Genomic DNA, 12,609 nt, shown 5'->3' with positions numbered 1-12,609 from the left:
CCTACCTTGTGCCCCGAAAGGACGGACAATGAAACGCATCGATTGGGTCTTCGGCTATGGCTCGCTGATCTGGAACCCCGGTTTCGATCCGGCCGAGGCCGTGCATGCGCGCCTGGCCGGATACGCCCGCAGCTTCTGCCTGCGGTCGATCCAGCATCGCGGGACCGAGGCCGTGCCCGGCCTGGTGCTGGGCCTTGATCCGCAGGATGGCGCCAGCTGCCAGGGCGTGGCCCTGCGCATCCGCCCCCGCGATCATGACCGCGTCCTGGCCGACCTGCGTGCGCGCGAACTGGTGACCGACGCCTATCGCGAGGCGATCCTGCCTGTCGATCTGCAGGACGGTCGGCGGGTGCAGGCGCTGGCCTATGTGATGCGGCGCGACCACTGGCAATATGCCGGCGGCCTGCCCGCCGACGAACAGGCCCGCATCATCGCGCAGGCGCATGGCGGGCGCGGCCCGAACGCCGAATACCTGTTCAACACCGCCGCCCATCTGGCGCAGATCGGCATGCCCGACGACCATCTGGACGCGCTGTCCGATGCCGTCCGGGCGCTGTTGCCGCCGCCAGGCTGACCCGCGCCGTCGGAATGCTTGGCAAGTGAGGCGCCCCGTCCTACAGTCGAGCAAAAGCATCGATGGGACGGGGATTTACCGGTGAGCGATCCGACACATGGCGACCCCAGGGCGCCCTCGCGGCTGACCCTGACGAACCGGCGCATCTCGGCCACGCGGGACAAGGCACTGATCGGGGCGGCGGGCGCGCCGCGCTTTTCCCAACCGGTGCGGCAGATCCTGATGATGCTGATCGTGCTGGGGCTGGTCCTGGCGGGGGGCTGGTTCGCCTATGGACGGATCCTGTCCATCTTCGACGCGAACCGCTGGCTGAACGGACTGATCCTGACGGTCTTTGCCCTAGGCGTGCTGGCCTGCTTCTGGCAGGTGGGGCAGCTGACCCGGTCGGTCAGCTGGATCGAACGGTTCGCCGCCCGGCGCCGCGACACCGACCGCAACGGCACCACCCAGGACGAGGCCCCACGCCTGCTGGCCCCCCTGGCGGCCCTGCTGGGATCGCGCGGGCCCGGAGGAGAGGCGATCAGCGCCAGCGCCGCAAGCTCGATCTTGGATTCGGTCGCGACGCGCATCGACGAGGCGCGCGACATCACCCGATATCTGGCAAATCTGCTGATCTTTCTGGGGCTTCTGGGAACATTCTACGGTCTTGCGACAACCATCCCGGCGGTCGTGGCGACTATCCGGGCACTGTCGCCTGAAAACGGACAGTCGGGGCTGGACCTGTTCCAGAACCTGATGACGGGCCTTGAATCGCAGCTGGGTGGGATGGCTACGGCATTCTCCTCCTCGTTGCTGGGTCTGGCGGGGTCGCTTGTGGTGGGCCTTCTGGAGCTGTTCGTGACGCACGGCCAGAACCGGTTCTATCGCGAACTGGAGGAGTGGATGTCGGGCTTTACCCGGATCAGCATCGCCTCGGGTGACGGGGACGGTGTCGATCAGGCCGCGCTGGCCGGGTTCCTGGACCAGATGGCGGGGCAGATGGACCGCCTGCAGGCCTATCACGCCGAACGCGACGCCATGCGGGACGAGGCCGCGCTGATGGCCGACGAACGCGTCGTGGTCATGGCACAGGCGATCGACGCGCTGGTCCAGCAGGCGCAGGCCGACCGCGACGCGCCCGATGGCCAGTCCGAACGCCTGACCCAGGCCCTGACGCGGCTGGCCGATCACCAGCCGCCCGCCCCCGACCTGACGCGGCTGGAGGCCGCGCTGGACCGCCTGACCACCGAACTGACCAATGGCCGGAACGAGGCGGTGGCCGATCTGCGCGCCGACATCCTGGTGCTGACACGCGCGGTCCGCGCCGCACGCTTCGGCGATCCGTTCCGCGACGACCTGCTGGGCCGCGACCCCGCCCGCGGCGAGGGCTAGACCGATGCGCCTGTCCCGCGGATCCTCGGCGCAGCGTTTCTCGTCCACGATCTGGCCGGGCTTCGTCGACGCGATGACGGCGCTGCTTCTGGTGCTGATGTTCGTGCTGACGATCTTTACCGTGGTCCAGGGGGTGCTGCGCGAACAGATCACCACCCAGGACGACACGATCAGCACCCAGGACGAGACGATCACCGATCAGGGTCAGGTCATCTCGCGCCAGGAACGCCAGCTGAACGAACTGGGCGCGCAGGTCGCGTCCCTGGGCCAGGCGCTGAACGCCTCTCAGGATCGCGAGGCCGACCTGACCCGGTCCCTGGAGACCGAGGCCGAGCGTGCCGCCCGCGCCGAGGCGGAGGCCCGCGACCGTGCCGCCCGCATCGCCCGCCTGTCCAGCCAGCTGGCCACCGGAGAGACCCAGCTGGCCGAGGCGCGCACCCGCCTGACCGACTTCGAGGCCGAGGTCGCGGCCCTACTGGCCGAACGCGCGCAGGGCCAGGCGCGGCTGGAGACGTTGGAGACGCGGCTGGATCAGGCAGAGGACCGCGCATCCGCCGCGGAACTGGCGGTCGCGGCCGCCCGGTCCGAGACCGACGCGCAGGCCGAGGCCGCGCGCCTTGCCGCCGCCCGCGGCGACGCGCTGGAGGCGCTGGCCGCGGACCTGCGCGCTCAGGTCGGCCAGCAGCAGGCGCAGCTGGACCGGACCCAGGCCAGCCTGACGGAGGCCGAACAGACCCGGCTGGCCGAGGCCGAGGCCGCAGCCCTGCTGCGCGAGCGGCTGGAGGGGGCGGATGCCGAACTAACCGCCATGACCCTGGCCCTGGAGGAGCGTCGCCGCGAGGCGGAGGAGACGCTGACCCTGCTGGCCGCCGCGAATGCCGCCCGCGACGCGGCGGAGACGCAGGCCCAGGCCCAGCTGTCCGAGGCAGAGCGTCAGGCCGCCCTGCTGGCCACCGCGCGGGCGGAGCTGGCCGATCAGGAGGACCTGTCGCAGGACAGCCAGCGCCGGGTGGCGGCGCTGAACGAACAGGTGGCGCAGCTGCGCTCTCAGCTGGGGTCGTTGCAGGCGCTGCTGGATGCGGCGGGGCAGGAGCAGGCCGACGCAGAGCTGCGCGTGTCCGACCTGGGCCAGCAACTGAACGCCGCCCTTGTCCGCGCCGCCGAGGAAACCCGCGCCCGCTTGGCGCTGGAAGAGGAGGCCCGCCTTGCGGCCGAGGCCGAGGCCCAGGACCTGGCCCGCTATCGGTCCGAATTCTTTGGCCGGCTGTCGCAGATCCTGTCGGGGCGCGAAGGCGTGCAGGTCGTGGGCGACCGCTTCGTGTTCCAGTCCGAAGTGCTGTTCGCCCCCGGAGAGGCCACCCTGTCCCAGGCTGGCCGCGAACAGGTCGCCGGGCTTGCCACCCTGCTGCGCGACATCGCCGACGAGATCCCGCCCGAAATCGACTGGATCATCCGCGTCGACGGGCATACCGACAACCTGCCCCTGTCGGGGACTGGCCGCTATGCCGACAACTGGGAACTGAGCCAGGCCCGCGCCTTGGCCGTGGTACGCTATCTTTCCGACGATCTGGACTTTCCGGCCGCGCGCCTGGCGCCGACGGGCTTTGCCGACACCCGCCCCATCGCGACCCAGGACACGCCCGAAGCCCGCGCCCTGAACCGCCGGATCGAACTGAAGCTGACCGAGCGTTAGTGCCCGACGGTACGGGAGAACACGTTGATCACGACGACCCCGGCAACGATCAGGCACAGCCCGATCACCGCCGGCAGGTCCAGCCGCTGACCGAACACAACCAGCCCGATCATCGCGACCAGGGCCACGCCGAACGCGCTCCAGATCGCATAGGCCACGCCCAGGGGTAGCACCTTGAGGCTGACCGACAGCAGATAGAAGCTGGCCAGATAGCAGACGGCCATCCCCACCGTGGGCGCCAAGCGCGTGAACTGTTCCGAGCGCTGCAACAGCGTCGTGCCCAGAACCTCCAGCGCGATGGCGAACCCCAGGGGGATATAAGGGGACAGGGTCATCGGGCCTCGCGCTTCAGGGGACGGTCGTCGGGCAAGCCTGCCATATGTTTCAGGTGGCGTTCCAGTTCGGAATTGATCTCGGCCCCGACCAGCACGATCGTCGCGTTCAGCCACAGCCAGGTCATCAGTGCGACCACCGCACCCAGCGATCCATAGGTCTCGTTGTAATTGCCGAAATTCACCGCGTACCAGGAAAACAGCATCGAGGTCGCGACAAGCGCCAGCCCGGCAAAGACCGCGCCCGGAGAGATCCAGCGCCAGCGCGACTTGGGCGCCGCAGGCCCCCAGCGATAGACCGCCGCCAGCGCCGCGATCAGCAGGCCCAGCATCAGCGGCCAGCGGATCACGGCTAGGATCGTCTCGGCCCCCCAGCCGATGGGCAACAGCCGCAGCAGCATGGGCACGACCGCGATCACCGCCAGCATCAGCGCGATCATCGCCAACCCGCCGATGGTAAAGCACATCGCCACCAGGTTCAGCCGCACGATGCCGCGCGTCTCGCGCTGAAAGAATGCGACGTTCAGCGCCGAAAGCAGCGCCTTCATCCCGCCATTCGCCGAATAGAACGCGACCAGCAGCGCGACGACCCCGGCCAGGGACAGCGCGCCCGTCGAGGCTGAGGCAATGGACACGACCTGCGCGCGGATGATCTCAAGCGAGCTTTCGGGAAGCAGCGGTTCGATCAGTTCCAGATGGCTCTGGATGGTCGAGGGGTCCGCCCACAACCCGTAAAGCGACACGAAGGCGGTGATCGCCGGGAACAGCGACAGCAGGCCGAAGAAGGTGACGCCCCCGGACACCGACGTGACGCGATCGTCGCCGATCTGGCGAAACGTCGATTTCGCGACCGCCAGCAGATCGGCGCGCCTCATGTCGCGAAGCCCCGGCATCCGCTTGGCGGGCACCGGGGCGGGGTCATCGGCCATCAGGCCGAAACGCCGTTTCGTGTCGTCATCCAGCGGGCCGAACAGGGCGTCGCGAATGCCGGTCCCTTGGGTCATGCGTCGTCCCTGATGGGCGGATCAGATCCGGGTGTCGTCGGATTGCGGGCGCGGGGCACGCTGCTGGACGGGACCCGGATTGGGACCGGGCGCGCCATTCAGGATGGCACGCAACTGATCGGCCGCAGCCACGAAATCGCCCACGATGGTCGTCGCCTGGCTGGAAACGCCGCGGAACGACTGGAACGCCCCTGCCAGCGACTGTGCGACGCCGTTCAGACCGTCCGACAGGTCGGTCGCAGTGCGCGTCAGGTCCTTGGCGAAATTGCCGCTGCGGCCGCGCGACGCCTTGGCGCGCAGACGGGCGGCATGGGCGTTGTCCTCGCGGGCCTGGGCACGGACGCGGCGGCGCATCGCCTCGCGCTCGTCCTCTTCCAGATGGGCGAACCGGGGGGCGGCTGCCGGGCGATAGGCCGGGCGGGGCGCGTCGTCCGTTCCGGCCAGCTTGCGCGCGGCGATGGCCGCGGCGGCCGTCACCCCCGCCATGCCCAGAGCGACGCCGGCCCAGACGACGGCCTTTGCGACGGTCGATGTGTCGTCCGTGCGGCGCGGCTGCGGGCCACGATGGCCGGCAGGCACGGGGCGCGGACCAAAGCGGGTCTGGCTGGTGCGGTCGGCCTCGGTCAGGGGCGGGCGGGGGGTCTGGGGGCGGCGCATGGCAATCTCCGGTCGGTTGTCGCGTCTGTTGCCACCGAACCCCCCTTGCGCAGGGAATGTTCCCGCAAAGCCAGCCGGGGCGCATGAAAACTTGCCCCCGTCCCCCTGCCCCGCTATGCCCCGACCCAGCAAAAGGAGCCCGCCATGATCCCGCGTTACAGCCGCCCCGAAATGGTCGCCATCTGGTCCCCCGATACCAAGTTCCGCATCTGGTACGAGATCGAGGCCCATGCCTGCGATGCGCAGGCCGATCTGGGCGTGATCCCGCGCGAGAATGCCGAGGCCGTCTGGAAGGCCCGCGACGTCCAGTTCGACGTGGCCCGCATCGACGAGATCGAGGCCGTCACCAAGCATGACGTCATCGCCTTCCTGACGCATCTGGCCGAGCATGTGGGCGCCGACCAGGCGCGTTTCGTCCACCAGGGCATGACCAGCAGCGACGTGCTGGACACCACGCTGAACGTGCAACTGGTCCGTGCCAGCGACCTGCTGCTGGCGGGCATGGACCGGGTTTTGGCCGCCCTGAAGGCCCGCGCGCATGAACACAAGGACACCGTCCGCATCGGCCGCAGCCACGGCATCCACGCCGAACCGACCACCATGGGCCTGACCTTCGCCCGCTTCTATGCCGAGATGGCCCGCGGCCGCGCGCGCCTGCAGGCCGCGCGCGAGGAGATCGCCACCGGCGCGATCAGCGGCGCGGTCGGCACCTTTGCCAATATCGACCCGGCGGTCGAGGAGCATGTCTGTGCGAAGCTGGGCCTGCGCCCCGAACCGATCAGCACCCAGGTCATCCCGCGCGACCGCCATGCGATGTTCTTTGCCGTGCTGGGCGTGATCGCCTCCAGCATCGAGAACATCGCCAGCGAGATCCGCCACATGCAGCGCACCGAGGTTCTGGAGGCCGAGGAGTTCTTCAGCCCCGGCCAGAAGGGCTCGTCCGCGATGCCCCACAAGCGCAACCCCGTCCTGACCGAGAACCTGACCGGTCTGGCGCGGCTGGTGCGCATGTCGGTCATCCCCGCGATGGAGAACGTCGCCCTGTGGCACGAGCGCGACATCAGCCATTCCTCGGTGGAGCGCGCGATCGGGCCGGACACGACCATCACGCTGGATTTCGCGCTGCACCGCCTGGCGGGCGTGGTCGAGAAGCTGGTGATCTATCCAGAAAACATGCTGCGCAACATGAACCAGTTCAAGGGTCTGGTCATGTCCCAGCGGGTGCTGCTGGCCCTGACGCAGGCCGGCGTGTCGCGCGAGGACAGCTATCGCCTGGTTCAGCGCAACGCCATGAAGGTCTGGGAAAAGGGCGCCGATTTCCGCACCGAACTGCTGGCCGATGCCGAGGTGACCGCCGCCCTCACCCCGGACGAGATCAACGAGAAGTTCGATCTGGGCTATCACACCAAGCATGTCGATACGATCTTTGCCCGCGTCTTCGGCGCCGACCCGCTGTAATTTCGGGTCGCCGTCAACCTTGCGTTAAGGCTGTCGTGGCAATCTGCCGTCGGATGCGATGACGGAGGCGGCGATGACGGGCCAGACAGGGCTGAACCAGCGGCAGAAGGCGGCGGTGATCGTGCGCCTTCTGCTGGACGATGACGAGGTCGCGGGACTGGACCGCCTGAACCCCAATGCCCAGACCCTGCTGGCGCAGGAGATGGCGGGGATGGAGCTGATCGACCGCAACACCCGCGACGCCGTCATCACCGAATTCTGCGACCGGCTAGAATCGGTCGGCGTCACCTTTCCGGGCGATTTGGACGGCACGCTTGCCATGCTGGGCGCACGGTTGTCGGACGACAGTTCTGACGCCCTGCGGCGCACCGCGGCGATCACCGGGCAGTCCGACCCCTGGGTGCGCCTGTGCAACCTGCCGAAGGAATCCCTGATCGCGCTGGCCAATGCCGAATCCGTCGAACTGGTGGCGCTGATGCTGTCCAAGCTGCCGGTCGAGGCGGCATCGGCCACCTTCATCGCCCTGCCCCGCGACCGGGCGCGCGTGGTGGCGCAGGCGATGTCGATGACCTCGGGCGTGACGCCCGCGGCGCTGCGCCGGGTCGGGCTGGTGCTGCTGCAGGCGGCCGAGGCGCTGCCCAAGCCCGCCATCGCCACGCCGGCCTGCGACCGCATGGGCGCGATCCTGAACTTTGCCACTGCCGATCTGCGCGATGACGTGCTGGGCGCGCTGGACGAACGCGACATGGAATTCGCGGATGGCGTGCGCAAGGCGATCTTCATCTTTGCCCATATCCCCACCCGGATCGAACCTCGCGAGGTGCCCAAGATCGTCCGCGAACTGGATCAGACCACGCTGGTCCGCGCCTTGGCCGCGCCGGCCGAGGCCGATGCGGCCGCCGCGGAATTCATCCTGTCGAACCTGTCGCAGCGCATGTCCGACGGCCTGCGAGAAGAGCGGGAGGCCTTGGGCAAGCCCCGCCCCAAGGATGTCGAGGAGGCAATGACCGAGGTCATCAGCGCGATCCGCCGCCTGCAGGAGGCGGGTCAGCTGACCCTGAAGATGCCGCAGGACGACGAATAGGGTCTTGGCGCGGGCAGGTCCCCGCGCGATAACCCCGACGACCGGAGGCGCAGATGACCAACCAGATCGCGATTGCCCTGCTGCTGCTGATCGCCGCGGCCTTTGCCGTGGACCATGTGTGGCTGGACGGACACCTGCCGCTGATGGCCGCGCGGGCGATGGATCGGTTGATAGAGTATCTCAGCTTCTGGCGCTGACGGGCGGGGCGCTGCCCGTTTCGGCATTTGCATCGCCCCTGCCGCCACGCTACACCACGGGCAACCATCACCTGCTCGAGAGGGATACCCATGGCAGTCAAGGTCGCCATCAACGGCTTCGGCCGGATCGGTCGCAACGTCCTGCGCGCAATCATCGAATCGGGCCGCACCGATATCGAGGTCGTCGCCATCAACGATCTTGGCCCGGTCGAGACCAACGCCCATCTGCTGCGCTATGACAGCGTCCACGGACGCTTTCCGGCACAGGTCACGGTGTCGGGCGACAGCATCGACGTGGGCCGCGGCCCGATCAAGGTCACAGCGATCCGCAACCCGGCCGAACTGCCCTGGGGCGATGTCGACGTGATCATGGAATGCACGGGCCTGTTCACCTCCAAGGAAAAGGTGCAGGCGCATCTGTCCACCGGTGCCAAGCGCGTCCTGATCTCGGCCCCGGGCGAGAACGCGGACAAGACCATCGTCTATGGCGTGAACCACGACACGCTGACCAAGGACGACCTGGTCGTCTCGAACGCCAGCTGCACGACGAACTGCCTGTCGCCGGTGGCGAAGGTCCTGAACGACACGATCGGCATCGACCGCGGGTTCATGACCACGATCCACAGCTATACCGGCGATCAGCCGACGCTGGACACGATGCACAAGGACCTGTACCGCGCCCGCGCCGCGGCGTTGTCGATGATCCCGACCTCGACCGGGGCCGCCAAGGCCGTGGGCCTGGTCCTGCCGGAACTGAAGGGTAAGCTGGACGGCGTGGCCATCCGCGTGCCGACGCCCAACGTCTCGGTCGTGGACCTGGTGTTCGAGGCCAGCCGCGACACCTCGGTCGCCGAGATCAACGGTGCCATCAAGGCGGCCGCCGACGGCCCGCTGAAGGGCGTCCTGGGCTATACCGAGGAATCGCTGGTGTCGTCCGACTTCAACCACGACCCGCATTCGTCGATCTTCCACATGGACCAAACCAAGGTCATGGAGGGCCGCATGGTCCGCATCCTGACCTGGTACGACAACGAATGGGGCTTCTCGAACCGCATGTCGGATACGGCCGTGGCGATGGGCAAACTGATCTGACACCCCTGCCATGCCAAAGGAAAGGGCCCCGTTGCGGGGCCCTTTTTCATGGCAAGACGCCACATTCAGTCGGCATAGATCATCCGCACCGTCATGCCGCCATCGACCACAAAACGCTGGCCCGTCACGAACCCGGCCTCGTCCGAGGCCAGCCACGCGACCAGCCCGGCGATATCTTCGACCCGGCCCACGCGGCCCACGGGATGCTGATTGCGGTCGGCGTCGGAATGGTCCGCATCGCTGCGGTTCGCGGCCTTCTGCCACGGCCCTGTGTCGATCCAGCCGGGCAGGATGCAGTTCGCGCGCACCTTGGGCCCCAGGCTGACCGCCAGTGCATGGGTCATCGCGACCAGCGCGCCCTTTGCCGTGGCATAGGCCTCGGTGTCGGGTTCCGATTGCAGTGCACGGGTCGATGCCATCGTGACGATGCTGCCCCGCGCCTGACGCAGCAGGGGCACCGTCGCGCGGATCACCAGAAAGGCCCCAGTCACGTGGCTGTCCTGCCACCGCTGCCAATCCTCGAGGCTCAGATCCTCGATGGGGCCGCTGACCGGGTCGGCGATACCCGCATTCGACACCACAAGGTTCAGCCCTGCCCCCTTCAGCCAGCCCTGCAGGGCCAGCATTCCCTGCGCTACCTGCCGTTCGTCGCCGACATCGATGGGCAGGGCCAACAGGCCGGGATCGGCTGCGCCGATCTCATCCAGCGCCTCTGCATCCAGATCAAAGACCGCGACGCGCCAGCCGTCTGACCGCAGGCGGGTCACGATGCCCCTGCCGATGCCCTGTGCGCCGCCGGTGATCAGTGCCGTCTTCATCCGCCCGCTCCATCCCGATGTTGCGTCATGGACCAACGGGGCGGATGCATGGCTTGTTCCGCCTTAGCCGGCCTTGACCGCGGACAGGCGCCGGGAATTCGCGCGGGTCCTTCGGGCATAGGGACGCATGCCGGCCGACAGCATGCGTTCGGCGCTGTGCCCACGAATCCCGGCGCTGGCCATCGCGAACAGCGATTCAGATACCGCAGCCTGCTTTTCGGCGACCATGCGGAACGGCTCTCCGGGGGCCTGGACCATCAGGCCCATCATCCCCGCCATGCGCAGCCCGATCACCATGTTCGATTCGATCGCGATCCGTGCGAACTGGGACGCAAGCCGGGCCTGGGCTGCGGGAAGAATCATCGGCATCATCGGGTTCATCGGCGAGGGTCCTTTCGGCTGCCATCACAGGAACTGCCCGGCAAAGCCACATTGCGCCCCATGGCGCAGACACTCAACCGCGACTTTCGGACAGGGTTCCCGAAATCTGAACGCGGCTGCTTGGCAAGACGGTGCTGCCGTGGTTAGAGGCAGCCTCATGACACAGACGCTGACCCTTCGCCGCCCGGACGACTGGCACCTGCATCTGCGCGACGGCGCGATGCTGGCCGCGGTCGCGCCGCATTCCGCGCAATTCGGCCGCGCGATCATCATGCCCAATCTGGTGCCGCCGGTCACGACCGGCGCCCAGGCTGCCGCCTATCGCGACCGCATCCGCGCCGCCCTGCCCCAGGGTGCCGCGCTGGACCCGCAGATGGTGCTGTACCTGACCGACACGACGGACGCGACCGATGTCGTGGGCGCGTTCCGTGACGGGATCATCCGCGCGGTCAAGCTGTATCCGGCGGGCGCCACCACGAACAGCGCATCGGGCGTGACCGATTTCGACCGCGTCCAGCCCGTGCTGGAGGCGATGGCCGAGGCCGGCGTGACGCTGTGCGTGCACGGAGAGGTCACCGACCCGTCCGTCGACATCTTCGACCGCGAGGCCGTGTTCATCGACACGGTCCTGGACCCGCTGCGCCGCCGCACGCCGGGGCTGCGCGTGGTGATGGAGCATATCACGACATCGCAGGGCGTCGATTACGCCCGCACGGGCGGCGACGACCTGGGCGCGACGATCACGACGCATCACCTGGTCATCAACCGCAATGCCATTCTGGCGGGGGGCATCCGGCCGCATTACTACTGCCTGCCGGTCGCGAAACGCGAATCCCACCGCCTGGCGCTGCGCGAGGCCGCGACCAGCGGAGATGCGCGGTTCTTCCTGGGCACCGACAGCGCGCCGCACACGGATGCGGCGAAGCTTCAGCCCTGCGGCTGCGCGGGCTGCTTCACGGCGCCGAACACCATGTCGATCCTGGCGCAGGTGTTCCAGGACGACGGAGCGCTGGACCGGCTGGAGGCCTTTACCAGCCTGAACGGCGCAGCCTTCTATCGCATGGCGCCGAACGAGGACCGCATCACCCTGACGCGCCGCGACACGGCCGTCGACTATCCGGCGCAGATCACCGCGGGCGACGAGACCGTCACCGTCTTCGACCCCGGTTTCCCGCTGTTCTGGCATCTGGAGGACCAATGAGCTTGACCTTTCCCGCGCGCGACGAGATCGCCCGCCTGACCGCCCGGATGCTGCTGGAAATCAAGGCCGTCGACTTCAACGCGGCCCAGCCCTTCACCTATGCGTCCGGTCTCAAGGGGCCGACCTATGTCGATTGCCGCCGCATCATCAGCTTTCCGCGCGTCCGCGCCACGCTGATGGATTTCATGGCAGCTACCGTCATGCGCGACGCGGGCTTCGAGGCCTTCGACAACGTCGCGGGCGGTGAGACCGCGGGCATCCCCTTCGGCGCGCTGGTCGCCGAACGCTTGGGCCTGCCCATGACCTATGTGCGCAAGAAGCCCAAGGGTTACGGCCGCAACGCCCGGATCGAGGGCGTGATGACCGAGGGCCAGCGGGTCCTCCTGGTCGAGGATCTGACCACCGATGGCGGCAGCAAGCTGTCCTTTGTCGACGCGATCCGCGAGACGGGCGCGACCTGCGCGCATACGGCGGTGATCTTCTACTATGGCATCTTCCCGGAGACCACGCAGCGGCTGGCCGATCACGGCGTGGCGCTGCATCACCTGTGCACCTGGTGGGACGTCCTGGCCGAGGCCCGCGCCCAAGGGGCCTTCGACGACGCGACCCTGACCGAGGTCGAGGCCTTCCTGACCGACCCCCGCGCATGGCAGGCGGCAAACGGCTGATCCGGGGTTATCCCCAACAAACTGCGGCCGGCCCCATGACGCGGCCGGCCGCTTCGGTTTAATCTGGACCGCAACCAAC

General features: G+C 68.2%; 14 protein-coding genes. 9 read left to right on the top strand and 5 right to left on the bottom strand.

Annotation, left to right across the window (positions count from 1 at the left end):
• The first annotated feature begins 28 nt into the window (after positions 1-28).
• From EOJ32_RS07920 to EOJ32_RS07910, 3 genes are all read left to right on the top strand, one after another.
• Entirely contained in the window at positions 29-574 is a 546-nt protein-coding gene (locus tag EOJ32_RS07920; protein WP_127898181.1) for a gamma-glutamylcyclotransferase, read from the top strand.
• A gap of 222 nt (positions 575-796) precedes the next feature.
• Positions 797-1,945, top strand: coding sequence for a hypothetical protein (locus EOJ32_RS07915; protein ID WP_045981201.1), 1,149 nt, complete (start codon positions 797-799; stop codon positions 1,943-1,945).
• Between the two features lie 4 nt (positions 1,946-1,949).
• Entirely contained in the window at positions 1,950-3,638 is a 1,689-nt protein-coding gene (locus EOJ32_RS07910; protein ID WP_127898180.1) for a peptidoglycan -binding protein, read from the top strand.
• On the opposite strand, the gene EOJ32_RS07905 is transcribed toward EOJ32_RS07910, so the two are convergent.
• From EOJ32_RS07905 to EOJ32_RS07895, 3 genes are read right to left on the bottom strand one after another with little or no spacing between them, the layout of a single operon-like run.
• Positions 3,635-3,973, bottom strand: coding sequence for an SMR family transporter (locus EOJ32_RS07905; protein ID WP_045981174.1), 339 nt, complete (start codon positions 3,971-3,973; stop codon positions 3,635-3,637). The two genes, EOJ32_RS07910 and EOJ32_RS07905, sit on opposite strands and share 4 nt — an antisense overlap.
• On the bottom strand, positions 3,970-4,974 hold the full coding sequence (locus EOJ32_RS07900) for a YihY/virulence factor BrkB family protein (protein WP_127898179.1): 1,005 nt from the start codon (positions 4,972-4,974) through the stop codon (positions 3,970-3,972). The genes EOJ32_RS07905 and EOJ32_RS07900 overlap by 4 nt, the downstream gene beginning before the upstream one ends.
• A 21-nt stretch (positions 4,975-4,995) precedes the next feature.
• Positions 4,996-5,631 (bottom strand): hypothetical protein, encoded by a 636-nt coding sequence (locus tag EOJ32_RS07895; protein WP_127898178.1) that lies wholly within the window; start codon positions 5,629-5,631, stop codon positions 4,996-4,998.
• A gap of 144 nt (positions 5,632-5,775) precedes the next feature.
• Between EOJ32_RS07895 and purB the strand changes: the two genes are divergently transcribed.
• The 4 genes from purB (at position 5,776) to gap (ending at position 9,462) form a co-directional block, all read left to right on the top strand.
• The gene (gene purB / locus EOJ32_RS07890; RefSeq protein ID WP_127898177.1) at positions 5,776-7,089 is read left to right on the top strand and encodes an adenylosuccinate lyase; all 1,314 of its coding nucleotides are present in this window, start codon (positions 5,776-5,778) and stop codon (positions 7,087-7,089) included.
• 73 nt (positions 7,090-7,162) lie between these two features.
• A complete protein-coding gene (locus tag EOJ32_RS07885) occupies positions 7,163-8,173 on the top strand; it encodes a FliG C-terminal domain-containing protein (RefSeq protein WP_127898176.1) in 1,011 nt (336 codons plus the stop codon).
• A 53-nt stretch (positions 8,174-8,226) separates the two neighbouring features.
• Complete coding sequence (locus tag EOJ32_RS20095) at positions 8,227-8,370, top strand: hypothetical protein (protein WP_045981171.1); 144 nt, start codon at positions 8,227-8,229, stop codon at positions 8,368-8,370.
• 90 nt (positions 8,371-8,460) lie between these two features.
• Positions 8,461-9,462, top strand: coding sequence for a type I glyceraldehyde-3-phosphate dehydrogenase (gene gap / locus EOJ32_RS07880; RefSeq protein ID WP_045981170.1), 1,002 nt, complete (start codon positions 8,461-8,463; stop codon positions 9,460-9,462).
• A gap of 65 nt (positions 9,463-9,527) precedes the next feature.
• Here gap and EOJ32_RS07875 read toward each other — a convergent pair whose 3' ends face one another.
• A complete protein-coding gene (locus EOJ32_RS07875) occupies positions 9,528-10,280 on the bottom strand; it encodes an SDR family oxidoreductase (protein ID WP_127898175.1) in 753 nt (250 codons plus the stop codon).
• Between the two features lie 63 nt (positions 10,281-10,343).
• Positions 10,344-10,661, bottom strand: a complete 318-nt coding sequence (locus EOJ32_RS07870) for an antibiotic ABC transporter (RefSeq protein ID WP_240542528.1) — start codon at positions 10,659-10,661, stop codon at positions 10,344-10,346.
• Positions 10,662-10,818: 157 nt separating this feature from the next.
• On the opposite strand from EOJ32_RS07870, the gene pyrC reads away from it, so the two are divergent.
• Together pyrC and EOJ32_RS07860 are read left to right on the top strand one after the other, a co-directional pair.
• A complete protein-coding gene (gene pyrC, locus EOJ32_RS07865) occupies positions 10,819-11,862 on the top strand; it encodes a dihydroorotase (protein ID WP_127898174.1) in 1,044 nt (347 codons plus the stop codon).
• Positions 11,859-12,530 (top strand): orotate phosphoribosyltransferase, encoded by a 672-nt coding sequence (locus EOJ32_RS07860; RefSeq protein ID WP_045981167.1) that lies wholly within the window; start codon positions 11,859-11,861, stop codon positions 12,528-12,530. The genes pyrC and EOJ32_RS07860 overlap by 4 nt, the downstream gene beginning before the upstream one ends.
• Positions 12,531-12,609: the final 79 nt, after the last annotated feature.

This window comes from Paracoccus sp. Arc7-R13, assembly GCF_004010775.1.
GTDB classification, from domain to species: domain Bacteria; phylum Pseudomonadota; class Alphaproteobacteria; order Rhodobacterales; family Rhodobacteraceae; genus Paracoccus; species Paracoccus marcusii.
This window is presented reverse-complemented; position numbering and strand designations above follow the sequence as displayed.